Annotated in this window: 18 protein-coding genes; 9 read left to right on the top strand and 9 right to left on the bottom strand. The window is 71.5% G+C overall.

The window, feature by feature from the left end:
- The first annotated feature begins 23 nt into the window (after positions 1-23).
- Positions 24-476 carry a phage tail protein gene (locus K8640_RS11795; protein WP_223747142.1) on the top strand — a complete coding sequence of 151 codons (453 nt, stop codon included), beginning with the start codon at positions 24-26 and terminating at the stop codon, positions 474-476.
- The gene (locus tag K8640_RS11800) at positions 469-1,713 is read left to right on the top strand and encodes a hypothetical protein (RefSeq protein ID WP_223747143.1); all 1,245 of its coding nucleotides are present in this window, start codon (positions 469-471) and stop codon (positions 1,711-1,713) included. Before K8640_RS11795 ends, K8640_RS11800 begins: the two co-directional genes overlap by 8 nt.
- 137 nt (positions 1,714-1,850) lie before the next feature.
- Here the strand turns inward: K8640_RS11800 and K8640_RS11805 are convergent, their stop codons facing one another.
- Complete coding sequence (locus tag K8640_RS11805) at positions 1,851-2,414, bottom strand: hypothetical protein (protein ID WP_223747144.1); 564 nt, start codon at positions 2,412-2,414, stop codon at positions 1,851-1,853.
- 129 nt (positions 2,415-2,543) lie between these two features.
- Here K8640_RS11805 and K8640_RS11810 point away from each other — a divergent pair, with 129 nt between their 5' ends.
- The 3 genes from K8640_RS11810 to K8640_RS11820 are packed head-to-tail and all read left to right on the top strand — an operon-like array spanning position 2,544 to position 6,560.
- The gene (locus tag K8640_RS11810) at positions 2,544-3,869 is read left to right on the top strand and encodes a hypothetical protein (RefSeq protein WP_223747145.1); all 1,326 of its coding nucleotides are present in this window, start codon (positions 2,544-2,546) and stop codon (positions 3,867-3,869) included.
- 46 nt (positions 3,870-3,915) lie between these two features.
- Complete coding sequence (locus tag K8640_RS11815; RefSeq protein WP_223747146.1) at positions 3,916-5,241, top strand: hypothetical protein; 1,326 nt, start codon at positions 3,916-3,918, stop codon at positions 5,239-5,241.
- Between the two features lie 14 nt (positions 5,242-5,255).
- Positions 5,256-6,560 carry a hypothetical protein gene (locus tag K8640_RS11820; protein WP_223747147.1) on the top strand — a complete coding sequence of 435 codons (1,305 nt, stop codon included), beginning with the start codon at positions 5,256-5,258 and terminating at the stop codon, positions 6,558-6,560.
- Positions 6,561-6,597: 37 nt separating this feature from the next.
- On the opposite strand, the gene K8640_RS11825 is transcribed toward K8640_RS11820, so the two are convergent.
- From K8640_RS11825 to K8640_RS11835, 3 genes are all read right to left on the bottom strand, one after another.
- On the bottom strand, positions 6,598-7,137 hold the full coding sequence (locus tag K8640_RS11825; RefSeq protein WP_223747148.1) for a dihydrofolate reductase family protein: 540 nt from the start codon (positions 7,135-7,137) through the stop codon (positions 6,598-6,600).
- A 383-nt stretch (positions 7,138-7,520) separates the two neighbouring features.
- A complete protein-coding gene (locus K8640_RS11830) occupies positions 7,521-9,338 on the bottom strand; it encodes a hypothetical protein (RefSeq protein WP_223747149.1) in 1,818 nt (605 codons plus the stop codon).
- 23 nt (positions 9,339-9,361) lie between these two features.
- A complete protein-coding gene (locus K8640_RS11835; protein WP_223747150.1) occupies positions 9,362-9,745 on the bottom strand; it encodes a hypothetical protein in 384 nt (127 codons plus the stop codon).
- Between the two features lie 169 nt (positions 9,746-9,914).
- Here K8640_RS11835 and K8640_RS11840 point away from each other — a divergent pair, with 169 nt between their 5' ends.
- Entirely contained in the window at positions 9,915-11,324 is a 1,410-nt protein-coding gene (locus K8640_RS11840; protein ID WP_223747151.1) for an FAD-binding oxidoreductase, read from the top strand.
- 15 nt (positions 11,325-11,339) lie between these two features.
- Here the strand turns inward: K8640_RS11840 and serA are convergent, their stop codons facing one another.
- From serA to K8640_RS11855, 3 genes are all read right to left on the bottom strand, one after another.
- On the bottom strand, positions 11,340-12,593 hold the full coding sequence (gene serA / locus K8640_RS11845; RefSeq protein ID WP_223747152.1) for a phosphoglycerate dehydrogenase: 1,254 nt from the start codon (positions 12,591-12,593) through the stop codon (positions 11,340-11,342).
- Positions 12,594-12,785: 192 nt separating this feature from the next.
- Positions 12,786-14,438 (bottom strand): serine protease, encoded by a 1,653-nt coding sequence (locus K8640_RS11850; RefSeq protein WP_223747153.1) that lies wholly within the window; start codon positions 14,436-14,438, stop codon positions 12,786-12,788.
- Between the two features lie 97 nt (positions 14,439-14,535).
- The gene (locus K8640_RS11855; RefSeq protein WP_046716184.1) at positions 14,536-14,913 is read right to left on the bottom strand and encodes an STAS/SEC14 domain-containing protein; all 378 of its coding nucleotides are present in this window, start codon (positions 14,911-14,913) and stop codon (positions 14,536-14,538) included.
- 217 nt (positions 14,914-15,130) lie between these two features.
- Between K8640_RS11855 and K8640_RS11860 the strand changes: the two genes are divergently transcribed.
- Positions 15,131-15,481, top strand: coding sequence for a hypothetical protein (locus tag K8640_RS11860; protein ID WP_223747154.1), 351 nt, complete (start codon positions 15,131-15,133; stop codon positions 15,479-15,481).
- Positions 15,482-15,507: 26 nt separating this feature from the next.
- The gene (locus tag K8640_RS11865; protein ID WP_305070653.1) at positions 15,508-16,503 is read left to right on the top strand and encodes a serine/threonine-protein kinase; all 996 of its coding nucleotides are present in this window, start codon (positions 15,508-15,510) and stop codon (positions 16,501-16,503) included.
- Here K8640_RS11865 and K8640_RS11875 read toward each other — a convergent pair.
- Positions 16,472-18,433 (bottom strand): alpha/beta fold hydrolase, encoded by a 1,962-nt coding sequence (locus K8640_RS11875; protein WP_223747155.1) that lies wholly within the window; start codon positions 18,431-18,433, stop codon positions 16,472-16,474. The two genes, K8640_RS11865 and K8640_RS11875, sit on opposite strands and share 32 nt — an antisense overlap.
- Positions 18,434-18,609: 176 nt before the next feature.
- Here K8640_RS11875 and K8640_RS11880 point away from each other — a divergent pair, with 176 nt between their 5' ends.
- Positions 18,610-19,638, top strand: a complete 1,029-nt coding sequence (locus K8640_RS11880; protein WP_223747156.1) for a class I SAM-dependent methyltransferase — start codon at positions 18,610-18,612, stop codon at positions 19,636-19,638.
- Positions 19,639-19,644: 6 nt separating this feature from the next.
- Here K8640_RS11880 and K8640_RS11885 read toward each other — a convergent pair whose 3' ends face one another.
- Positions 19,645-24,591 carry a protein kinase domain-containing protein gene (locus K8640_RS11885; RefSeq protein WP_223747157.1) on the bottom strand — a complete coding sequence of 1,649 codons (4,947 nt, stop codon included), beginning with the start codon at positions 24,589-24,591 and terminating at the stop codon, positions 19,645-19,647.

Here is a 24,591-nt window from a genome sequence, read left to right on the forward strand (position 1 = left end):
CGCCGAAGTGGAGGAAGTGACCCATGACTGACGCCAAGGCGCCCGAGGTGGCCCCATCGCAGCAGGGGATGGGCACGCGCGTGGACCCCTTCCGCGCGTACAACTTCAAGCTGCTCATCGACGGGGTGAGCGAGGGGCACTTCACCCAGTGCACCGACCTGGAGGTGGAGGTCATCACGCCGCATCCCCGTGAGCGGCTCGCGGGGCCCGTGATGCACGGGGATTTGACGCTGCGCTACGGCGTCACGCAGTCCCCGGAGCTGTGGAACTGGTTCCTCGCGTCGATGAACGGGGGACCGTCGCGCAAGAACGTCTCCGTGCTGTTGTTTGACGGGGATGGGATGACGCAGAAGCTGCGGTGGGACCTCAACGAGGCCTGGCCGAAGAAGTGGCGGGCGGCTCCGCTGGACGTGCTCGGACAGCAGATCGCCGTCGACTCACTCACCCTCGTCTTCGAGTCCATCACCCGTGGTTGAGCGCGCGCGAGGACAGGTGTCCGGTGGGTGGCTGCGCTCCGTCGCCCGGCGGATGAAGGACTGGGCGCGGGCGGTGCTCTCCGAGGAGGAGGCGGACTTCGCCGCGGCGCTCTCCCAGGCGCGGTTGACTCCGGAGCGCGCGTGTCCCGCGACCCGCGGGCCGCCCATCACCGCGCCCCGGGGGCCACCGATGCCCCTGGCTTCCATCACGATGGTGACGGCGCCCGCGGTGAGCGTGGGGCCGCCGGAGCACTGGGTGCGGGACGTCCAGGCTCGGCGCGCCATGGGGCCTCCGGCGGACTGGGTGGCGCGGGTGCGCAAGGTCGCGCCCCATCTGGTCGAGGGGATGACGGACGAGGTGCCCACGCCGCCCTTGAGTGACGCGCATCTGTCCGCTCGCGCGCGCATGATGCTCTCGGGCAACGCGACGGACCCGGAGCCTCGGCGTCCCCTTCCACCTCCCGCGATGTCGCCCTCCATCCGCACGCGGCCTCCTGCTCCGCGTCTGTCCCGTCGGGTCGAGTCCCTCGCCACGACAGAGAACCCCGCGCCGATGTGGCGTGAGGGAGGGGCTTCTCCGCCGCCCGTGAGTACCTCGCCCACGCGGGACTCCACCGAGGTGGCGGCTCCGGGGGTGGCCGGGGCGCAAGGGGCCTGGGCTCATCCCTTCGCGTCGCCGCCGCACGCGCCCATTGAAGCGGAGCCCGCACCGCTGCCCGTGGAGGGGCCCACGACGCCTGTCCCGCTGATGCTGCGGGGCGCGCCGTTCCCCAATCCGGTGCGCGTCGAGTCCACGCCGGTGTCTCCCTCGGAGGTGTGCGTGCCGCCGCTGGGGGAGCTGGACAACGATGATGGGCTCAGCTCGTCGGGACTGCCGCAGGGCATCTCCGCGTCCCAGGCCTCCGGCGTCCAGGGCCCCGTGGCCGTGCCTCGTGCCCGCTCCACCGCGGAGCTGTGGATTCCGCGCCGGCCCGGTGCCGAGGCCGCGCCCGTGCACGCGGAGCCGGTGCCTCGCGAGCCGCACGTCGCGAGCGGGCCTCGGACGACTCCCGGAAGGACGGAGACGTGGCCGGGCGAGAGCGGTCAGGAAGAGCCGAGGCAGGCGGCGCATCCCGTCCAGGAAGAAGCGGGGTACCCCACCGCTTCGTCGCGGGACACCGACGACGAGGACGCCGCGCGCGAGCTGCGGCTGTGGGCGCAGATGCGCCGGCTCGAGCGGGAGCAGCGAGGTGAGTGATGGCCCGAGGGGCCTGCCCCATTTCGCATGAGGGGGCGCGAAGCGGTTGAGCGTTCGATGCCCGAGCCGTGCGTCGTGGGGTGCGCCTCGGGCCCGGCGTGCACCGGGTGGTCCGCCGCTCCAGGGCATTCGTGCCGTCACGAACCCGCGTCATCTCCTGGCTCGGCGGGCAGGGTGTCCCACCAGCGTGGCTCGTCCGGACTCTCCTCGAGCGCAGGGAAGTAGAAGGGGCTGCCCCAGCGCTCCTGGGCCCGCTGGCCCACCTCGATGGCGAGCACACGCGCGTCGCCCATCGTCTGGCCACTGGGGCGCATCGTCACCAGCGGGACGCAGGTGAAGCGAGGATGCGCGGTGGATGCACCCGGCAGGATGGCGAAGACATCGAGAGACCATCCGAACGAGTCGCCATCCCATTGCACCTCGATGGCCACGGGAGGATGGGGGAGCGCATCGAGCGCTTCACGTGCCCGCGCTCGCCACGCCTCGGGAGCGCTCTCCCTCCACCGGCGCGCCGCCTCCGCCTCGCCGAACGCGGGATGGAGCGTCTCCAGCTCCTGGGAGCGCCAGGTGAGCTGCTCGACCGCCGTGGCGAGCGGACAGCCCGTCCGCTTCCGCAGCATGGAGATGGCCGCGAAGAGCTCACGGGAGAGCAGGAGCGGGTCGACCTCGACGAGGACCTCGGGTGGGATGGACGGGCTCATGTTCCTGGGTGGGTCGCCGGGGAAGCGCTGCACGCGCCGGGACGCGGCGCGCAAGGACGAAGCGCTGCGCGGCCCCTGACCTGGGCGCTGCTCCCGTCCCCCTGCCTCGCCGGCTATGCTGTGCGCGCAATGTCCGAACGCACCCGAACCGGCGCCGCCCTGTCGGAGTCACGGGCGTCGGAGGGGGACCTGCGCCGCCGCCTGGAAGGGCGGGTGGAGCTCATCGAGTCAGCCCTCCGACGCTACCGCCTGCTCGCCGAGCAGCTCGAGTCCCGTCGCTGGCGACGCCAGGTGTGCGCCGCGCCGAGCCTGCTTCGTGAGGTCAGGGAGCTGGAGGGCTCGCTGACCGAGGCCCTGGAGCGCACGGAGCGCCGATGCGAGCTGGAGGGCTGGCCCGCCGACGCCCGGATTCCCGCGTCGGCGCGGCGCATGCGCGACCTCCAGGCGCGAGTCTCCACCCTGGTCGACCGGCGGCTGGATGAGCTGCTCCGCCGCCCCGAGTCGCTGCCGCTGCGGGATGCCCTCGTGAAGCTCGAGGAGGTTTGTCTCCAGGATGTCTCGCTCGTGCGGACACCGGGGGAGCCCTTCTCGCTGCGCATCGGCTCGGCGGGAGGAGGGATGCAGTACGTGCTCGCAGCGCAGTTCGTCCTGGGCTTGTTCCTGGGCACGGTGCTGTTCGATGGACTGGGCAATTCGTTCAATTGGGGGATGGCGCTCGTGGTCACCGCGGTCGCGCTGTGGCTGCTGCTGCTCCTCACCGCGAGCCTGTTGCGACGTCGTACACCCGGCGTCCTCTGGCTGACGCCGGAGCGGCTGGTGTGGCTGGCGCCGGGAGGCGATCCGCCGGTGGTCGTGCGGTTGGACTCACTGGGGGACGGCGCCGTCGAACCAGAGGGGCCTTGGGGCACGTTGGCGGTGCGCGGTGACCGGTATCTCCACCTGCCTCGCTTCGGGCGCGAGAAGGTGGAGCGGCTGCGCGTGTTTCTCGAGTTGTTCCGCGTGCCCCAGGTCCGTGCCAACGCCTCGCGCGCCGAGCGGCCCGTGACGCTCGTGAGCTATCCCGCGCAGCTTCGTCGCAACAACCTCTGGACGCCGGGGCAGCTCGTGCTGTCGCACCGGGGCGTCTACTTCATTCCGGGCCTGGACTCGGACCCAGGTGCGGCCTTGTTGAAGGCCGCGACGGGGCGGAGGCTCGACTCACGCGTCGAGCTGACGTGGGTGCTGGAGGCGCTTCGCTGGCAGCCCGAGTCGGAGCTGGATGCGTTGCTGGCGCGGGCCATCGCGCAGACCCAGGGCGCCGCCTGGGCCTCCGTGGACGTGCGCGTGTCTCCCGACGTGGAGGAGGAGCAGGACGTCCACTTGTCGCGAGGGAAGGAAGTCCTCGTGGGCAAGCCGGCCTCGGACGACCGAGGCACGGTCCTCCAACTGCTCCACGGCTGGGGTGTCGGAGGGTAACGGTCGCTCCCAACCCGAGCGCCTGGCTGTCTATCCTGTGAGCGCGATGTCCGAACGCGTCCGAGCCGCCAGCGCCGTCCTGTCCGAGCCGCCAGCGTCGGAAGAGGACCTGCGTCTCCGCCTGGAAGGCCGGGTGGAGTTCATCGAGGTGGCCCTCTATCGCTACACGCCGCTCGTGGATGCGCTCGCATCACGCCACTGGCTGCGCCACCTGCGCGAGAAGCCGGACCTGTTGCGCAAGGTCCGCGAGCTGGAGGGTTTGTTGCCCGAGGTGATGGAGCACCTGGAGCGCCGGGGCAAGGCGGAGGGCTGGCCCCGGGGCTCACGGATTCCGCGCAGGTTGCGTCGGCTGCGTGTGGTCCGGGAGCGGGTCTTCAAGCTGCTCCATCGCAAGGTAGGCCTGCTGTTGCTGCTGACGGAGGACACGCCCCCGCGTGAGGCGCTCACGAGGCTGGAGGACTACTGTCTCGAGGATGCCCCCGTCGCGCCGACACCGGACACCGCCTTCGCGATGCACGTCGGCACCACGTCCCAGGTGATGCGCTACCTCAGGCCCTTGCTCATCCTCGCGGGGGGCTTGCTGGGGGCGGTGATGCTCCTGGGGCTGGCGCTCTCGTTCGACGCGTTCCTGGTGTTTGGCTTCGTCCTGTCCTGCCTGTGGCCCATTGCCGCCATCGCCATGGCCCTGCTGACCCTCTGGACCCCCGGTTCCGCCTGGCTGACGCCGGAGCGACTCGTGTGGCTGGCCCCGAGTGGGGAGCCGTCCGTGTCCGTGCGACTGAACTCGCTGGGTGATGGCGGCGTCCAACTGGAGCACGCTCGAAGGGGCACGCTGCGGCTGCGAGGCAATCGCGGTGTCCGCCTGCCCCGGCTCGGTCGCGAGAAGGCCGCGAGGCTGCGCGTGCTGCTCGAGTTGTTCCGCGCGCCCCAGGTCCGGGCCAACGCCGAGCGGCCGGTGGAACTGGTGACCTGGCCCGCGCGGCTTCGTCGCGGCGGGGTGTGGACCTCGGGCCAGCTCGTGATGTCGCCTGGGGGCGTGTCCTTGCTTCCCGACCCCGAGGTCGGCGCCGCGCTGTTGAAGGCCGCGACGGGGCGCACGCTGGACGGGCGCGTGGAGCTGGCCTGGGTGCTGGAGGGGCTTCGCTGGCAGCCCGAGTCGGAGCTGGAGGCCGTGCTGTCACGCGCGGTCGCGGCGACCGGTGGCACGGCCTGGTCTTCCGAGGACGTGCGGGTGGCTCCAGGCCTCGAAGGCGCACGGGAGGTCCACCTGGTGCGTGGCGAAGAGGCGCTCGTGGGCACGCCCGGCGCGAAGGAGCGGAGCGCCGTCCTCGCGCGCCTCCACGCCTGGGCATCCCGCGGGCCGACCCGGTAACCTTGCCCGAAGCCATGTCCCGACAAGACCTCGCCAAGCGGGCGCCTCGCGAAGGCCCCACCTCCGAGGACGTGCGCCTCCAACTGGAGGGCCGCGCCGAGGTGCTGGAGTCCGCGCACGCGCACATCGCCGCGCTGGAGTCCGCGCTGCGCAGCCGCGCCTGGAAGCGCAAGCTGCGCGCGAAGCCCACGCTCGTCGAGGAGTGGCTGGAGCAGCAACCCCGCGTCGCGGAGGCCCTGGAGCACGCGAAGCGCCGCGCCGAGCGCGAGGCCTGGCCCGAGTCGCTTCCCCTGATGCGCGTGCTGCGCGAGCTGGACGCGCGCTCGAGGCGGCTGGCACCGCTGGTGCGTCGGCGGCTGTCCCGCCACGCGTTCGTGTCCGGCCCCATCGCGCTGGCAACGGAGCTGCGCCGGCTGGACACGCTGGCGAAGCAGCAGGTGTCCCAGAACCTCCAGGAGGGCGAGGTGCTGCTCTTCCAGACGCAGCGCTCCGGCTCCGTGCCTGTCCGTCAGACACCGCTGCGCTGGTCCTCACTGGCGCTGGCGCTGCTGGGCGTGTCCGCGCTCATCTTCTTCCTGCCGGTGGATGGGCGCCCGGTGGGAGGCTGGTTGTTGATGGCGCTCCTCGTCGTCCCGATGGTCATGATGCTGCTGCGCTCCGGCTGGCTCACGATGACGAACGAGCGGCTCATGTGGACGCCGGTGTTCGGCGAAGCCGTGTCGGTGCCCCTGTCCTCCATCGCGCCGGGCGGAATCCAGGTGGGCAGGTTGTTCTCCTTGAGGGTGGATGGGACGCCGGGCGTCACGGTGCCCTACCTGATGGAGGCCAATCTGGTCGCCACGCTGCTCGAGCTGCACACGCAGGCTCCGCTGCGAGGGCTGGCGCGCTCCGGAGTGCGGCTGGAGAACGCGGTCCTCTATCCGGCGACGCTGCGAGAGGATGGGCAGGGGCGCTCGGGCTGGGCGGTGCTGCGGCCGAGCGGCGTGTCCTTCGTCCCCAATGGCCAGGGCCCCCAGGCGCTCGCCACGGTGCTGGGGCGGCCGAGCGCCATCCAGGCCGAGGTGAACTGGGTGTTGGACTCACTGCGCTGGCTGCCCGACTCGGAGCTCGACGGGGTGCTGGCGCGCGTGGTGGAGGCCACCGGGGGCGTGAGCTGGTCGGCCTGGGAGACCTCTCGACGCGGCGATGTGCCGCTGTGGAAGCGACTGACGCTCTCCCACGGACATCGGGTGCTCAGCGGACAGGTGGAGTGGTCCTCGCTGGGCGCGACGGAGAAGGTGCTGGGCTTCTGGCCGGAGGGCGGAGGCCACCCGAAGTGAGCAGGCCCACCTCGGGTGCCTCCCGTGGGTCACTCGCTCAGCGCTGGACGTCGTACCGCAGCAGCACCACGCCGTTCTGGTAGACCTTGGTCGAGCGCAGCGCCAGCTCGAGGTGCCTGTCCAGCCTGGACACCAGCGGGATGCCCGAGCCGAGCAGCCGCGGGTTGAGCTTGACGAGCACCTCGTCCACCAGGCCCGCGGCGAAGAGCTGCGTGGCCAGGGCGCCACCGCCGGACAGGTAGATGCCCTTGCCCTCCTTCGCCTTCAGCGCGCGCACCGCGCCGACGACGTCGTCCGAGATGAGCTTCACCCGGGGATTCGGCGCCTCCTTCATGCTGCGCGAGACGACGAACGTCTCCAGGTACGGGTAGGGGTCGGTGACCTTGAACTTCAGGCCGACGTCATACGTCCGGCGGCCCATCAGCACCGTGTCGTAGTCGTGCCGCAGCGTGGCCATGTACTCGGTGGCGTGGTCGCCTTCGAAGACGAAGCAGTCGAAGGAGTCGTCCTCGCGGGCGATGTAGCCGTCGAGGGTGGTGGCGACGTGGTACGTGAGCTTGCGCGTCTGGGATTGCATACGGAGACCTCGGGAGTGGCTGTGTCCCGCCGCGCGCACGGGTGGCGCTCCGCGCCGGAAGGCCGCGGTGGGACAGGGAAGGGACGCGTCACGGGCCGTGAGGGCTCGTGGCGCACGCTCTGGATGCCTGGGGAACAACTCCGCTGTCCGCGTGGACTCACGCCGAGCACGTTCGACGCCCGCACGGACTCAAGACAGAGCCGAGGGCGAGGTGCGCTTCGAGGAGCGGAGGTGTCAGTTGGAGGAGGTCATGGACAGCGCGGTTGCCCGCGCCGTCAAACACAATGGCCCCGCCCTCGCATGAATGCAAGGGCTTGATTGTCGCTGTGTCCCGCTCCGGCACCGGACGAGCGTTCGTCCGATGTCACGCGAGGGAATGTTCTTCAGAAGTCGAGGATGAAGGTCTCGAGCGCCTCGTGCTCGGGGTCCGTCATCGTCGACGGGTCATGGTCGTTCGGGTCGTCGCCGAAGATGGACATGCCCGGAGGCACGGTGGTGCCGATGCACAGGATGCGTCGGGGCTCGGTGCCCACGCCGTCGCCGTCGTTGTCCGGGTACAGCACGGCCCAGCGGATGAGCGCCGTGTTCGCGTCATCGCAGTCATTGCCCGTGGCCTGGAGGAAGTAGGGCGCGGGGAGCGTGGCGGCGGCGCAGCGCGTGCCGGACTCGGGCGTGGTGAAGCCGTCCCCGTCGCGGTCCACGTGCCGATACGAATGGCTCATCCAGCGACTTGAGTCGTCGTCCGCGCAGTCGCTCCCCAGCAGCGACCTGTTCGCGGGCGTCTGCCCGTTCGTGCACTGGTCCTCCTCGACGCCCGCGCCCACGCCGTCCCCATCCAGGTCCGGCCACGTGCGCAGCGTCTTGTGCACCGCCGCGTTCATGTCGTCGCAGTCCGGGCCCACGGAGAGGTTGAGGTAGCCGGCGGGCAGCGCCTCGCCCGCGCAGAGCTGGCCCGGGGCGGCCACGGTGTACCTGTCACCATCCACGTCCCGATAGGCATAGGACAGCCATTGCCACCGCGCGGCGTCGTCGTCCGCGCAGTCCTCGCCCGTCGTCGCGTAGCCCGAGGGCCGTGTGGTGCCCGCGCACACGGGGACCCTGGGGCCCACGCCCACGCCGTCTCCATCCGCGTCCCGGTAGAGGTCCCAGCGCACGCGCACCGTGGCGTCCCGGTCATCGCAGTCCTCCCCTCGCGCGGTGGTGAGGTGGCCCGGCGGAAGCTCCGTGCCGGCGCAGACGTTGCCGGGCGACCACACCGTGTCTCCGTCGCCATCCGCGTCGCGGTAGGAGTAGTCGAGCAGCCGCCAGCGGGTGGCGTCCTCCGGCGCGCAGTCTCCACCAAAATAGACGTAGCCCGCGGGCGGCGTGTCGCCGATGCACAGGGCCAGCATGTCGCCGTCGCCAGCCCCGTCCCCGTCCTTGTCCGTGTAGACGCCGCGTACCTGGAACCGCGTCGCATCCGCTTCGTCGCAGTCCTTCGACAGCCAGTGGTCGACGTACCCCGGTGGCAGGGGCGCGCCCTGGGGCAGGCAGAGGCTGCCGGGCGACTCCCGGCCATACCCGTCCAGGTCCTCATCCCGGTACAGGTAGACGCGAGTCTGGCTGCGCGTCGGGTCTGTGGGGTCGCAATCGCCTGAGTGGGCCGCGTAGCCCGCGGGGAGGGGGTCCTGGGCGCAGATGGAGAAGGTTTCGATGCCATCTCCCACGCCATCCCCGTCCGCGTCGGGGTAGACCCAGGTGGACGCTTGGTAGCGCCTGTCCTCGTCATCGCAGTCCAGCGGTCCCGGCTGCTCGCGGTAGGGAAGCAAGTGCTCTCCCACGCAGGCACTCACGAGGTTGGGACCCGTGGCCCCGTCCCCGTCGCGGTCCGGATACAGCCCTGGGACTTCCCGCCAGGTGCCAGGGTCCGTCGGGTTGCAGTCTCCCTCCACGGCGGACCAGCCCGGGGGCAGGTCGTGGGCGCCACACACCTTCTCCCGGAGGCCATGCCCCCGGCCGTCCCCATCGGTGTCCGCGTACCCCCAAAGCTCGCGCCAGCGCTGGCCGTCCGTCGGAGCGCAGTCCTGCGCGTCCATGACGCCATCGCCGTCCGAGTCCGGTCGTGTCTCCTCGCCGCCCTTCTCGAGCCCGCTGCCACAGCCGACCTGGAGTGTCGTCAGGGCCAGCGCGAGCGGCAGCCAACTGCCTCGCATCGTGCGCATGGATGTGCCCCTCATCCTTGCCGTCAGGGCGCGGGCTGCGCCGTACGACGCGTGAGGCGACAGGACGGCTGTCCGCCAATCCATCGCTGGACCTTCAGCTCGAGCAGGTAGCGCCCCGGACGCGTCATGGCCAACAGCGCCATCCGGTCGCACCGCGAGCCATGCTGGCTGGCGTCGTAGTACGCGGGGTTCGAGTAGAACTCGAACTCGAAGGTCCGCGGGGCGCTCTCGCCCTGGAGCACGCCCCGTATCTCGATGACGTTGGCCTCCGTGATGGCGTAGCTGTCCACCGTCTCGAAGACGTAGGGCACGTCCACCTGGGGCGTCTCGCTCCAGGCCAGCGTCGAGGGCAGCAGCGCGGCCGCGGTCGACAGCACGAGGTTTCGGAGGACTCGACTCGGGGACATGTGGGGCAACCTGGGACGGGGGTGGGCAGGGCGCACGAAGCCCCGCCGCATATACACCTCGAGGGGATTTTCCTGGCCTTTCCCCGGGATTTCCCGCCGGTCATCCAGGCGACCGGCGGCCCACGGCGCGCCTTGTCATACGCGGGCGCCTGCAATACGCCTGAGGCCCATGTCCTCCGACGCCGCGCTCCCCGCCGACTTCCTCGCCGCCCTCGCCGAGGGCTTCCCCCAGGACTTCCTCACCCGGGAGCCCGAGGAGCTGAAGGAGTACGGCCGCGACTGGACGCGCGTGTACACCCCGGCCCCCAGCGCGGTGGCGCTGCCCCGCACCACGGACGAGGTCGCCCGGCTGCTCGCCCTCTGCCACCGGCACGGCGTGGCGGTGGTGCCCTCCGGCGGGCGCACGGGCCTGGCGGGCGGCGCGGTGGCGGCCAGGGGAGAGCTGGTGCTGTCCCTGCGGCGCATGGCGCGCATGGGGCCGGTGGACCTGCTCGGCAACACGGTGCGCGTGCAGGCGGGCGCGGTGACGGAGGCGGTGCACCGCCACTGCGCCGAGCACGGCCTGACGTGGCCGGTGGACTTCGCCTCCAAGGGCTCGAGCACCGTGGGCGGCAACATCGCCACCAACGCGGGCGGGGTGAAGGTCATCCGCTACGGCCTCACCCGCAACTGGGTGCTGGGCCTGCAGGTCGTCACGGCGGAGGGGCGCGTGCTGGAGCTCAACGGCGCGCTGGAGAAGAACAACACCGGCCTGGACTTGCGCCAGCTCTTCATCGGCAGCGAGGGCACGCTGGGCGTCATCACCGAGGCCACGCTCAAGCTGACGCAGGTGCCCGGCAAGCAGGACGTCTTCCTCTTCGCCGTGCCGGACGTGGCCGCGGTGCTGCGGCTGTTCCGCGACGCGCGCGAGCAGACGGCCTTCGTCATCTCCGCCTACGAGTTCTTCACGGACCGCTGCCTCGCCCGCGTGCAGCGCCATCGCAAGCTGCGCTCGCCGTTCGAGGCCGACAGCGGCTGCTACGTGCTGCTGGAGGCCGAGTCGCGTGACGCCTCCGCGGTGGAGGCGTGGCTGGGCTCGCTGTTCGAGCGGGGGCTGGTGACGGACGGCACCCAGGCGCAGGGCGCCGCGCAGGCCCAGGAGCTGTGGGCGCTGCGCGAGGGCATCAGCGAGAGCCTGTCCGCCACGGGCCTGCCCCACAAGAACGACATCTCGCTGCCCGTGGCCGGCCTGGAGGCCTTCTGCGCGGAGCTGGAGGCCGTGTTCCAGGCGCGCTACCCGGGGTGGGAGATCTGCCTCTTCGGCCACATCGGCGACGGCAACCTGCACGTCAACGTGATGAAGCCGGACGCCATGGACAAGGCGGAGTTCCTCGCCCACACGAAGCAGGCGGACCCCACCATGTTCGAGCTGGTGAGGAAGCACGCGGGCAGCATCTCCGCGGAGCACGGCATCGGCCTGCTGAAGAAGGACTACCTGGGCTACTCGCGCTCCGAGGAGGAGCTGGTGCTCTTGCGCGCGCTCAAGCGGACCCTGGACCCCCGGGGGCTGCTCAACCCGGGGAAGGTGCTGGACGCCTGAGCGGCGCGGCGCGCGTCAGGAGACGATGCGCGTCTTGATGTCGGTGGTGAGGCCCGCGATGGCGTCACACACCGGCCGCGACACGTCCTGGTCCAGGTCCATCACCAGGTAGCCGATGTTGGCGTCGGTGCTGAGGACCTGGGCGTGGATGTTGGCGTTCAGGTCGGAGACGATGCGGTTGATGTCGCGCAGCACGCCGGGGATGTTGCGGTGCACGTTGAGGATGCGGTGCGTGCCGGGGATGAGCGGCGCCTCCACCATGGGGAAGTTCACCGCGCCCGTCGTCGCGCCCGTGCGGAAGAACTTGGAGAGGCTGACGGCCACCTCCTTGCCGATGGACGCCTGCGCCTCCTCGGTGGAGCCGCCGATGTGCGGCGTGAGCACCACGTTGGGCAGGTTCTGCAGCTCCGTCACGAACCCGTCCGAGTTGCCCTCCGGCTCCTCCGGGTAGACGTCCACCGCGGCGCCGCCCAGGTGCTTGGACTTGAGCGCCGCCGCCAGCGCGGCGATGTCCACCACCGTGCCCCGGCTGGCGTTGATGAGGCTGGCGCCCCGCTTCATCTTCGCGAACTGCTCGGCGCCCATCATCATGTGCGTGGACGTCAGCGCCGGCACGTGCAGCGTCACGAAGTCCGACTCGGCGAGCAGCTCGTCCAGCGTCGCCACCGCGCGCGCGTTGCCCAACGGCAGCTTCGTCATCACGTCGAAGTACACCACCCGCATGCCCAGCGACTCGGCGAGCACGCCCAGCTGCGAGCCGATGTGGCCGTAGCCGATGATGCCCAGCGTCTTGCCGCGCACCTCGTGGCTGCCGGTGGCCACCTTGCGCCACTGGCCGGTGTGCACCTCGCGGCTGCGGTCGAAGAGCTGGCGCGTGAGGACGATGATCTCCGCGATGACCATCTCCGCCACGCTGCGCGTGTTGCTGAAGGGCGCGTTGAAGACGGGGATGCCGTGCGTGTTGGCGGACGTCAGGTCCACCTGGTTGGTGCCGATGCAGAAGGCGCCGATGGCGAGCAGCTCCTCCGCGTGCACCAGCGCCTCGGCGGGCACCGTCGTCTTGCTGCGGATGCCCAGGAGGTGCACGCCCTTGAGCCGCTCGGCCAGCTCCAGCGGCTTGAGCGCGGAGCTGACGCGCTCCACCTGGAAGCCCTCGGCGGCGAGCAGCTCCTCCGCGGACGGGTGGATGTTCTCCAGCAGCAGGGCGCGGAACGGACCCTCGTTGAGAATCGGGCGCGTCGGGGACGGCGGGAACCGGGCAGTGCTCATGTCGCCGTGCGTTATTCCCGGGCCCCCGGAGTGTCAAGGGCGGGTTGAGCAGGCGGGGGCGGCCGGTGTCTCGGGCTGGCAGGCCGCTGGCCCGCCGTGCATGGAGGACGTGGCCCGAAAGACAGAAGCGGGCGGCCCGTGTCTTCCACGGACCGCCCGCCTTGGTGCAGCAGGTGACCGCCGTCGGTGGGCCTACCGGAGCGTCCAGGCCACCGTGCCGGAGCAGGTGGTGGCGCCGTAGCAGCCGGCGCGAATCTGGTACGTCCCGCCCGCGCCCGCGGGCACGGTGTAGGTGGCGTGGGACAGCGAGCCGCAGGCGTCGTCGTTGCTCGTCACCTGCTGGCCGGCGCTGTTGTACAGCCGCAGCAGGGTGTCCCCGGTGCCCGAGGCGCCCGTCACCGAGCAGGTGCCGAAGGAGAGCGTCTGGCCGGCGGCGAGGGTGACGCCCTGGTTCGTGGTGCCCGTGCGCGCGCCGTTGGTGGCGGTGGCGGTGAAGTCGAACGTGCCGCTGGTGGGCGCGGCGCCGCCCTCGAGCTTCCAGGCCACGGTGCCCGAGCAGGTGGTGGTGTCGTAGCAGCCGGCGCGGACCTCGTAGGTGCCCGCGGACGTCGCGGTGAAGCTCAGCTGGGAGCCCCGGCCGTTGCACGCGTCGTCGTTCTCCGCGACCTGCAGGCCGCTCGGGCCGAACAGGCGCAGGTACGAGTCCCCGACGACGGCCGCGTCGGGCACGCCGCAGGTGCCCACGGTGATTTTCTGGCCCGCCGTCAGCGCCACCGTCTTGTGGGTGGTGTTGACCGTGGCGCTGTAGGTGTTCTCCGCGGCGAAGGTGAAGGTGGTGCCGCCCGTCGGGGGCTGCGTGGTGCCGCACAGGCGCTGGCTGGTGGCCACGCGGCAGAACGCGGTGATGGCGGGCTGGACGTAGGTGATGGCCTCGCCCCCGCAGCCCGTCTCCGAGCAGGTGTTGACGACGTAGCAGCTCCCGCTGCGCACGTAGTCCTCGTCGCCGCGGACCAGGATGCCCGCCACGGTGTGGGTGGCCAGCTCATAGACGCCGGAGCCGGAGTTGCCCGCGAAGGTGTCGGTGGTGGCGACGAAGTAGTCCAGGGTGCTGGCGCGCGCGGTGCGCACCTTGCCGCCCGAATCAATCTTGAAGGGGATGCCGCTGCCCGAGCCGATGACGGCCACGCCCTCGCCCACCGTCAGCGCGGTGTTGCCCGAGCGCACGGGCGCGGGAGTGAAGCGCGGCGCGGCGGAGCGGTCCAGCCGGATGATGGCGTAATCGAGGTTCGTGCTGCCGCTGCCGGAGTCCAGCCGCCGCGTGACGATGGCCTTGCAGGAGAAGATGTCCGCCGTCGTCACCTTCTGCAGGGTGTCGACGCCGGTGTTGTAGTAGTTGAAGACGAAGCGCGTGTCGGCGCAGTCGGCCGCGTTCTCCACGCAGTGGCCCGCCGTCAGCACCAGGTCGTCGTCGATGAGCGTGCCCGAGCACCACGCGGCCGCCGGGTCGTTCCGGAAGCGCTGGTTGGTGCACAGGTTCTCGTACTCGCCCAGCGTGTAGGCGTAGAAGCCGACGTCGTCCGGGTTGGACGTGTCGAGCATGTCCGGGGACATCAGCGCCACGGTGGACTGCTCGGCGCGCTGGCGCAGCGTGGCGTTGGCGTGCGCGTACACGTCGAAGCGGTCATCCGTGCCGTACACCACGGGGCTCTCACCGGAGCCCGTCTCCTCCGGCACCTCCGGCTCACCCGTGGGGGACTCGGGGCCCGGCTGACAGGCGGTGAAGGCGACAGAACACATGAGCGCGCCCAAGAGCTGCCTGGCGGCGCCATTCCGGATGTGGTGCATGAAGAGACGACTCCTGATGTGGAACGGGCCCGCCCGGAAGGACGGGCGGGGCTCACACTCTACCGGAGACGTCGGGGCCGCGCAGGGCCCGGGCGCTTCAGTCCGCCTCGGGGTTGCGCAGCCACTCCAGGGCTTCCGGCTTCGTCTCGAAGGTGCGGGTGGGGATGGTGAGCATGGCCCGCTTCGTCATCCGCCACGCCTGCAGGCCGGAGGGGGCGTCACTGACGACCCGCGCCGAGCGCTTCATCCCGTGCAACTGCGCGTACGCGTTGAGCGCCGCCATGGAGGCCACCACGTCGGTGGGCATCACCCGCAGCTGGGACTGGTCCACCAGCGCGGACCACTCCCCCGCGAAGCCGACAATCGCCTTCTTCACCTCCGTGAGGTACTCGGTGAGGTCCGCCGAGGTGACCTGCGGGGGATAGACGACCTCGAGGATTCGGTCCTGCGCGTGAACGGTGATCTGGAATGGCATGGGCGGTGACGGCTCCGAAGGCGCGCCATCCTAGCCTCAGCCGGTGACACTCCGATACCCGACGCTTCACCTGCCCCCGAAGACGGGTGGCAAAGGCCACCCTGTCCAGAAGCGCCGGGAATGTCAGACCCCCCGGCTAGTGACGTCCCTGCCGCCGAACCGGTACTGGCCTGCGTCGTAGGGCGTGGCCGGCGGTTCGAGCCGGCAAGGGGGTTACATGAACAGGAAGCTGTATGTCCTGGGCGCGGTGCTGGGCACCGTGCCGGGGCTGCTGCCGGGAGCCTGTCCGTCGGGGGAATCGACCGCGGAGGCACGACGGGAAGCCCAGGCGCCGGTGTCGGCGCATGGCAAGGGCCGCACGGAGCACCGGGCCGTGGTGGCTCCGCCCGAGGCTCCCAAGGCCGTCCGGAGCGAGGACGCACGAGCGATTGGCGCGCGGGAGACGGAAGCACCTCGTCACCCGTGCGAGCTGATGACGGTGGTGAAGGTCCCCTGCGATGAGCGCCTGGAGACCTGTGAGTACACGTATTGGGAGTGCCCGGCGGCGGTGAACCCGCTCCGGGCCTGAAGCAAGTCGAAGAGCGAGGTCCCCTCATGATGCGCACCGACCGACAGGCAAGCCCGAGCACCCCCACGGCCTGGGGCGCGGACCCGCTCGTCGGGCAGGTGTTGCAGGGCCGTTTCCAGGTCGTGGCGCCGCTGGAGGGTCCGGGCACGCAGCGGGTGTACCGGGCCCTCCAGCTCCCGCTGGAGCGCACCGTGGCGCTGCGGGTGCTGGGCGCGCCCTTCGAGGACCTGGAGGCGCCGCGCCGCTTCTTCCAGGAGGCCCGGGCCGCGGCCAGGCTCGCCCATCCCCACACCGTCACGGTGCTGGACGCGGGCCGGCTGGAGGACGGGACGCTGTTCGTGGCCACGGAGTGGCTGGAGGGGCGCACGCTGCAGGAGGTGCTCGCCTCGGGGCCGCTGCCGTGGGCGCGGGCGGTGGCGTGGGCCCGGGCGATGGGGCGCTCCCTGCGTCAGGCGCACCAGCGGGGCGTGGTGCACGGGGACGTGTCCCCGGGCAACGTCGTGCTGGTGGGGGAGGCGGGGGCGCACGTGAAGCTGCGCGGCTTCGGGCGCACGCGGCCGGTGATGTCAGAGTCGGCCCGGCTGTCGGTGCGGGAGCTGACCGAAGGCGACGCGGGGCTCGGCTCGCCCGCGTACATGGCGCCGGAGCGGGCGCGCCACGTGGCCGACGCGCGCGGCGACATCTACTCGCTGGGCGTGGTGCTCTTCCACATGCTGATGGGGCGGGCGCCGTTCGAGTCGGACGACCTGCTCGAGCTGGTCTTCGCGCACCACAAGGAGCCGCCTCCGCGCTTCTCGGAGCTGGGGCCTCGACTGGCCGTGCCGGAAGCGGTGGAGGCGGTGGTGCGGCGGTGTCTGGAGAAGCGGCCCGAGCAGCGCTTCGCGTCCATGGAGGCCCTGCTGGAGGCGCTCGGGGACGTGGCGCCGCGCCAGGTGGAGCCGGAGGAGGCGCCGGTGCGCGCGGCGTCGGACGCGCACCGGACGCGGGGGCCTAGTTGGTGGGGCCGTTGGCGGGCTTCTTGAGGTACTGGTCGAGGAACGCGCGGGTGCGGGAGTAGGCCTCCTCCTCGTTCTTCTTCTTGGTGAAGCCGTGGCCCTCGTCGGGGAAGAGCACGTACTCGACGGGGACCTTGCTCTTGCGCACCGCCTGGACGATTTCGTCCGACTCCGCCTGCAGCACGCGCGGGTCATTGGCGCCCTGGATGACGAGCAGCGGCTGGCGAATCTTCTCCGCGTGGAACAGGGGGGAGATTTCGCGCAGCATCGCCTCCTGCGTCTCCGGGTTGCCCACCTCCTGGTAGAGCGCCTGGCGCCGGGACTCCCAGTGGGCGGGCATGCTCTTGAGGGTGCGCAGCCAGTTGGACACGCCGAAGATGTCCACGCCCACGTTGAAGACGCCCGGGTGGTACGTCAGCGCGGCCAGCGTCATGTAGCCGCCGTAGCTGCCGCCGATGATGCCCACGCGCTCGCCGTCCACGTACGGCAGGCTGGCCAGGTACTTCTTCGCCTCCACGCAGTCGAGCAGCGGCTCCTTGCCGTGCTTCTGGTCGTCCGCCGTGTAGAACGTCTTGCCGTAGCCGGAGCTGCCGCGGTTGTTGATGGCCAGCACCACGTAGCCGTGGTTGACCAGGTACTGAATCATCGGGTTGTAGCCCTTGCGGGACTGGCCACCGGGGCCGCCGTGCACCCAGATGAGCGCGGGCGCACGCGTCTGGGCGGTGGCCTGGTGCGGCTTGAAGAGGATGTTGGGAATCTCCAGCCCGTCGAACGACTTGAAGCGCACCACCTCCGCGTCGACCAGGTCCTTGGCGTCGATTTCGGTGGTGAGGTTGTCCGTCAGGCGCGTGGCCTTCTTCGTCGTGAGGTCGAAGACGTAGAGGTTGTTGGGCGAGCGGTCCCCGCGGTGGTGGAAGGCCAGGCGCTTCTCACCGCGGCCGATGGACACGCTGGTGATGTCGCCCTCGGGCAGCCTGGGCAGCTCCAGCTGCTTGCCCGTCTTCGTGTCCTGCACGCGGATGAGGGTGCTGGCGTCGGCGTTGATGCCGGTGACGCGCAGCGCGCCGTTGCGGGAGAAGTACGTGTACATCACGTCCCAGTCCGTCTTCTCCACCTCCTCCATCTTCCCGGTGGCGAGCACGTAGCGCACCACGCGGGTGAACTCGGAGCCCTCGTCGGTGATGAGGTAGAGCGCGGTGGAGGTGGTGTCGAACTCGGCGGGGCTCCAGGTGGCGGTGCCCTGGTGCTGGCTGATGTGCTTGCGCTCCTTCGTGGCCAGGTTCAGCAGGTACACGTCGCTGTCGGCCGTGGTGTTTGTCTTCTCCACGGCGATCCACTTCTCGTCCGCGGACACGGCGCCCACGTCCAGGCCGTCCTCGTTCTGGTACAGCCGCGTGCGCTCGAACGACTTCGCGTCGTAGCGGTACAGGTCCATGAAGCGCTCGTCGCGCTCGTTGGTGAGGACGTAGAAGCCCGCCTCGTCCTGGCTCCAGCCGAAGAAGACGGCGCGGTGCTTGTCGCCCGGGGTGATGTCCTTCTCCTTCCCGTCGGGCGTGCGCACGTAGAGGTGGTGCTGCTCGTTGCCGCCCTGGTCGCGCGTGAAGAGGATGCGGTCGTCCTGGGGGAAGTAGCTCACCGCGAAGGTGCTGTCCGTGGTGGAGCGGGTGAGCTGGGTGGGCTTGCCGCCCTTCACCGGCGCGGAGAAGACGTTGTAGATGCCCGTCTGGTTCGACGAGTACAGCACCCGCTGCTCGTCGAAGGAGAAGGACGCGCCCCGAATCAGGGTCGTCTTCATGAACTGCTGGATGGTGTAGTGCTTCGAGGGGCGCGTGGACGCGCGCTCGACCCGGGCCTTGCCGGAGGCGGCGGCCTTGGGCGCGGCGGGGTTGGCCAGCGCGAGGGTGGGGACGAGGGTCGCGAGGGCCATGGCCCGCGAGACGGTGAACCAGGACGGCATGGTGGACTCCAGTGGGGGTGTGGAACCCGGAAGCGGCGCCGCCGTCCGGTGTCCCACCTTGTACACGAACGGCGTCGGGCGGGATTGCATGCGCTCGTGAGGCCGCTTCAAGGAGCGAGCGGGCAAGGGTTTTTCGCGGGAAGAGGAGCCGGGGCCCTCCGGGGTTGTGTTGGACGATGCAAGACCCCCAGAGGACCCTGGTCCGACGCGCGCTCGAGCCTGGCTGTCACGCCGAGCGCAACCAACTCGTCCTGCCCGTCCCGGAGCGTCCAGCCGAGGAGGCTCTCGCGGAGGCGCGCGTGTGGCTCGACGGCATGCACGCGCGGATGATGGAGGCCGACGATGACGTGCTGCACCAGGACATGCACTCGCTGCACCTGGGGCTGCTCACGCTGCGGCGCCGCTGGAGCCCGGAGGACTGGAAGGCCTTCTGCCAGGACACCGCGCGCAAGCACCCGCTGCGCTCGTTCCTCCACCAGTGCCCCTTCACCCGCCGCGCCTTCGAGCGGCCCCGGGGGTACGCGGGCGACGCGGCGCTCATCGACTACCTGTACCTGGACCGCGCCGCGGACGAACTCCACGCGGGCCGGGAAATCTATCGGTACATGCACCAGCAACCCAGCGCGGTGAGCGTGCGCGAGCGCCGGGACCTCCTCGCGCGCGAGCTGGACGCCACGGCCGAGCGGGTGCCGGGCGAGGCGCGCATCCTCTCCGTGGCGTGTGGCCACCTGCGCGAGGCCGAGGCCTCCGCGGCGGTGAGGGAGCGGCGGGTGAGGGAGCTCATCGCGTTCGACCAGGATGCGCTGAGCCTGGCGGAAATCTCCCACCACCAGCCGCTGGACGTGGTGAAGCCGCACTGCGGCTCGGTGCGCGCGCTGCTCGCGGGCAAGGAGTCCTTCTCGGACCTGGACTTCGTCTACTCCGCGGGCCTGTACGACTACCTGTCCGACTCCGTCGCCACGCGGCTGACGGGGCTGCTCTTCAACATGCTGCGCGCCCAGGGGCGGCTCCTGGTGGCCAACTTCGCGCGCTTCCCTCCGGAGACCGGCTACATGGAGGCCTTCATGGACTGGTGGCTCCTGTACCGCGAGGAGGACGACTTGCGCGGCTTCCTCGGCGAGGTGCCGCTGGAGCGGCTCGACTCCGTGCGGCTGTTCCGGGATGGCCAGGACAACGTCATCTACCTGGAGCTGGTGCGCCGCTGACGCCGTTCAGTGCACCGGGGGACCCGGGGACTCCTGTTGGGAGGAGGGCCCGGAGCAGGGCAGGGTGACGGTGAAGGTGGAGCCCTCGCCCGGCGTGCTCTCCACGTCGATGGCGCCGCCCAGCGCCTGGACGATTTCGCGGACGATCCACAGGCCGAGCCCGAAGCCGCCGTAGTGGCGCACGGACACCGCGCGCTCGAAGCGGCCGAAGATGCGCGCGCGGTCCTCGTCGGCGATGCCGATGCCGAAGTCGCGCACCCGCAGCAGGGCCTGTCCGTCCTTCTCCTCGCGCAGGGTGATTTCAATCGGCTTGCCCGCGCCGTACTTCATCGCGTTGGAGAGGAGGTTGCCCACCACCTGCTCCAGGCGCATCACGTCCCAGGCGCCGGTGAGCCGGGGGACGCGCGCGTCGAGCCGCACCGGGCACTCCGCGCGCACGAGCGCCTCGCGGCTGCGCTCCAGCTGTCCCTGGACGAGCGCCACCAGGTCCACCTGCGAGAGCTTGATGTGCAGCTGCCCCTGGGCGAGCCGGGAGATGTCCAGCAGGTCGGACACCAGCCGCCCCAGCCGCTGCGTCTGCGCGGAGGCGGACTCCAGCTTGGTGGAGAGCTTGCGGGGGGACAGGCCCGCGTCGCCGCTGGCGCGGACCTGGGCCTGGAGGCCCTGGATGTGGAGCTGCAGCGAGGTGAGCGGCGTCTTCAACTCGTGGGCGGCGATGGAGAGGAAGTCGTCGCGGCGGCGCACCGCCTCCTGCTCGGCCTCGAAGTTCTCCGCGTTCTCCAGGGCGGTGCCCGCGAGCACGGTGACGAACTCCGCCAGGTGCTCCTCCACCTCGCCGAACAGCGCGCCCACCTGACGGTGCGTGGCCAGGACGCAGGCCACCGTCTTGCCCCGGACCTGGAGCGGCGCGCACAACAATGAGCGCACCCCGGCGAGCTCCATGCTCTCGCTCGCCCCGCCCGGCAGTCCCTGGCCCATCACGGTGATGCGGCCGGTCTCCATCGCGCGGGCGATGGCGGTGCGGCTGGGGCCCTCGGTGTCCTCGTCCCCGGACAGCTCGCGTGGGTCCACGATGGCGCAGTGCTCGGCGCGCAGCAGCTCCAACATCGACTGGCGCACGGCCTCGAACACCGCCTCGCGCGACAGGGCCGACGCGAGCCTCCGCCCCGCCTCCAGCACGCGCGGGAAGCGGTCCACCAGCGAGAGCGCGCGGGTGCCACCCGGCTCCGCGACCTCGGGCGACAGGCCGTCCTCCATCTCCGCCAGCTCGCGCGTGGCCAGCGACAGGTCCGCCTCCGCGCCGGGCCAGCCGAGCGCGCGGCCCAGCTCTCCCCGGGCCTTCAGGCTCCGGGCATGCTCGTGGCGCATCCGCAAGTCGCGCGCCGCCTGGAGGGACTGCTCGAGCCATTGACGGGCCCGGCGCTCCTGGCCCCGCAGCGCGGCGACCAGGGCCCGCTCCCGCAGGGCGTGAGGCAGGTTGTTGCGGTAGGTGCGCGCGAGGGTGTGCGCGTCCTTCGCCGTCTTCTCGGCGCGCTCCAGCAGGGCGCGGCGCCTTCCGGCGGCCAGGGGTGAGGTGGCCTCCGCGAGCTGGCGCAGCGCGGTGGCGAGCAGCGGGGTGATGGGGGCCACGTACTCCTGGCGCAGGTGGGCCTCGTCGACGAGCCGCGCGGCGCGCTCCAGCACCTTCACCGCGCCCTCCGCATCCCCCTGGCGCATCCGGTGGAGGGCGTCCGCCTGGAGCACGCCCGCGAAGCTCTGCGGGTCCGGCTGGTCCGGGTTGGTCAGCTCGCCCTCCAGCAGCGTGCCCGGCAGTCTCCCGTCGGACGCCTTGGCCCAGGCCTCCAGGCCCAGCCGCACCGAGTAGCGGTCGCCCAGCGCGAGCGCGGCCGCGTGCAGCCGCTGGCTCGTCTCCAGCGACTCGCGCAGCCGGCCCAGGCGGTAGAGGGCCATGGCCACCTGGAACGTGGCGTTGTTCACCTCCCACGGGTCCCCGGTGCGCTCGAGCAGGCGGATGGCCTGGGTGCACTTCTCGATGCAGTCCTCGAAGCGCGAGGACGCGTAGCAGGCGAGCCCGTAGAAGTGCAGCGTCTGGCCCTGGCCCCAGACGTCGTTCTGCTCCTGGCGCAGGGACAGCGACTTCTCCGCGTACGCGTAGGCCCGCTCGAACCAGGGCAGGGTGGTCAGCGCGGGCGAGTGCTCCGAGTACGCCTGCGCCAGCTCGGGCGTGGGCGGATAGCGCTCCGCGAGGTTCAGGTCCCTCAGGTGCGCCCACAGCACCGCCGCGCGGCCCCGCCGGTACCAGTAGCCGTACGCGAGCCGGCTGTAGAGCCGCACGGCCTGGAGGTCCTCGGTGCCGCTCTCGATGGGACGACGCGCGAGGAACCAGCGCGGCGCCACCGTGTGCGCGGCCTGCGCGAGGATCTCCCACGCCGCGCTCGCGCCGGTGAGCACACCCCGGGGCGGCACCCAGCGTCCCATCAGCTTCAGGCCCTGCTCCAGCGCGACCGTGGCCTCGCCGAAGTCGCCGCGCTTGAAGGCGAGCTCGCCCAGCTGGCCGAGGATGCGCGCCTGCTCCTGCTCCTGCCGCGCCAGCGACTGCGCGCGCTCGAGCTGCTGACGGGACTCCTCGTAGCGGCCGCGCAGCATGAGGACGTTGCCCAGGCCCGCGGCCACGAGGAAGCGGGTGCTCGCGTCCGCGCCCGCCGCGCCGCGCTCGGCGATGCGGTAGTTGAGCTCCGCGGACTCCAGCGCGAATCGCCCGCGCGCCAGCTCCGCCGCGACGAGCGCGTGAGGCAGCGCCTGCGGGTACTCGCCCGCGGCGTCGAAGTGGTAGGCCAGCTCGAACGGGTCCTTCGTCGGCTGGGCCGCCGCCGAGCGCGCGGCCTGTCGGTGCAGCTCCCTGCGACGCAGCGGCGTCAGCATGTCCAGCAGCACCTCGCGCAGCTTGTCGTGCACGAAGGTGTAGCGCGTGCCCTCCTCCCACAGCATGTGACGGCGGCGCGGCTCCTCCAGCGCGGCGCTCAGGTCCTCGCGGGACACACCCGACAGCGCCTCCAGGCGCGACAGCTCGAAGGACTTGCCCAGCACCGCGCCCACCGACAAGAGGCGCCGCGAGGCCAGGGGCAACAGGCGCAGGCGCCGCACGAGGAACCCCGCGGCCTGTCGGGACGAGCGCGCGTGCGCCATCGCCGCCGGCTCCACGCTCCAGCCCGAGGGCCCCGGCACCAGCACGCCGTCCTCCACCAGCCCGTGCAGCACCGCGCTGGCCATGAACGGATTGCCCTCGGACAGCCGCGTCACCAGCTCCGTGGCCTCGCGGGGCAGCGTGCCCGCCATGGACTCCGTCAGGCGCGTCACCTCCGCCGCGCCCAGCGCGGACAAGCGCAGGTGCACCGTGGGCGCCAGCTTGCGCAGCACGTGCGTGGGGCCGATGTCCTCGCCACGGAAGGCGACGATGACGAGCACCCGTCCCTGTCCCTGTCGCCTCGCCTGGGACCAACCCTCCAGGGCCCGCAGGGTCAGCTCATCCGCCCACTGACAGTCGTCGAGCACCACCACGGCGGGCTCGTCCCGCGTGCCCAGCGCGCCGAGCAGCGCGGTGAGTGCCTGGATGCCACGGCTCTCACCCAGGGACTCGGGCCCCAGCGCCCGCGCGGAGGCGTGCGGCGCGGGACACAGGAGCGGCTCCAACTGCGGCAGCACCATGCACAGCCCCGCCTCCTGTCCGACGAGCCGCCCCCGCAGCGCCTCGGCCAGCGCGGGCCGCGCCGCGAGCGCCTGGGTGATGGCCGAGGCCACGCCGGTGAACAGCTGGAAGGGCCGCCGCGCCGCCTGGTCCTGCGCCTGTCCTTGCAGCACCCACGCGTGGTGTCTTGGAGCGCGGGCGGAGAGCTCCTCGAGCAGCCGGCTCTTGCCGCCGCCGGACTCGGCCTCCACCACCACCAGTCGCCCCGGGTCCGTCAGCGTGTGCTCGAGCTCGCGCTCCAGCGTGGCGACCTCCTCGTGGCGGCCGACGAAGGAGGGCTCGGTGAGGCTGCGCCGGGCGTCCCTCGCGCCGATGATGAGCTCCGGCTCCGCGTGGCCCTGGGAGAGCGCGTCCTCCAGCTCCAGCAGGTCCGCCAGCGCGGAGGCGGCCGACTGGTAGCGGTCCGAGGGGTCCGTCTGCAGCAGGCGCGAGACCAGCTCCTCCAAGGCGCGCGGCGCGTCCACGCCCACCGCGCGCAGCCGGGGCCGCGCGGACAGGTGCTGCCGGAGGACCTCGCCCACCGAGTCGCCCGTGAAGACGGGGACCCCGGAGAGCGACTCGAAGAGGACGACGCCCGTGGAGTACAGGTCCGAGGTGGCCTCCACGGGGCGGTGCAGCAGGCCCGCCTGCTCCGGGGAGAGGTAGCGCGCGGTGCCCACCGGCAGGTCGCGCAGGGACGCATCCAGGCGCTCGCTGCGGGCGAGTCCGAAATCAATCAGCGTGGCGCGCGACAGCGGCTCGCCGGACACGATGAGGTTGGCGGGCTTCACGTCGCGGTGCAGCACGCCGTGGTGGTGGGCCTCGGCCAGCGCGGACAACAGGCCCCGGCCCAGCGCGAGCGTCTCGGGGACGCTCAGCACGCCGCGCTCCAGGCGCGCCTCCAGGGACTCTCCCGTCAGCCAGGGGGTGACCAGGTACAGCCAGTCCTCCGAGGTGCCGATGTGGCGCACGGAGACGATGAAGGGGCTGTCGAGCCGCGCGAGCGTGGCGGCCTCGTGCTCCATGCGGTGACGCGCGGCGGGGACGAGCGCCGTGGTGGAGGTCACCTTGATGGCCACGCGCTCCCCGGTGCGCACGTCCACACCGGCCCACGTGGAGATTCCCCGACCGACCTTCAGACGCTGGACGAGCTCGAACCGGTGGCCCAGTCGGCGGCCCGGCCGCGGCTCTCCTGGAACGGCGCTGGCGGATTGGATGCCTTCAGCCAT

Origin of the sequence: Myxococcus sp. XM-1-1-1, assembly GCF_020037095.1 — a bacterium.
In the GTDB taxonomy this organism is placed as follows: domain Bacteria; phylum Myxococcota; class Myxococcia; order Myxococcales; family Myxococcaceae; genus Myxococcus; species Myxococcus fulvus.